At 72.5% G+C, this 400-nt stretch carries 1 pseudogene; it reads right to left on the minus strand.

Annotated elements, in window-relative coordinates:
* A pseudogene (locus ACLFKU_RS44315) lies at positions 1 to 400 on the minus strand (thiol reductant ABC exporter subunit CydD); the annotation flags it as partial.

Below are 400 nucleotides of genomic sequence, written 5' to 3' on the forward strand. Positions count from 1 at the left end.
GCCACGCGCTGCCCCGCCTCGCCCAGGCACCACAGGTGCGGCACCACATCGTGGTGCGCACCCAACGGGCGCAGGCTCACGTCGCGTACGACCACCGGCGGCGCGTGCAGTTCGAGCAGTTCCGGCGCACGCGCGGTGGCGGGCGGTGCGTCATCGACACCGGCTGCGGCTGCGGCTGCGGCAGGCAGTTCACCGAGCAGGCGCTCCACTTCGGCGGCCGCGGCCAGTGCGTTGGCGCGGTCGTGATAGTGCGCGGCCAACCGCCGCAGCGGCGCGTAGAACTCCGGTGCCAGCAGCAGGCAGAACATGCCCACGCCCAGCGTCGGCACCTGCGCATGCAGCGACATCAGGCCGAGATAGCTCAGGCCCAGGTACAGCGCCACCATCGCGACGCTGACCG

It is taken from the genome of Paraburkholderia sp. EG304 (assembly GCF_046543485.1).
GTDB classification, from domain to species: Bacteria; Pseudomonadota; Gammaproteobacteria; order Burkholderiales; family Burkholderiaceae; genus Paraburkholderia; species Paraburkholderia youngii.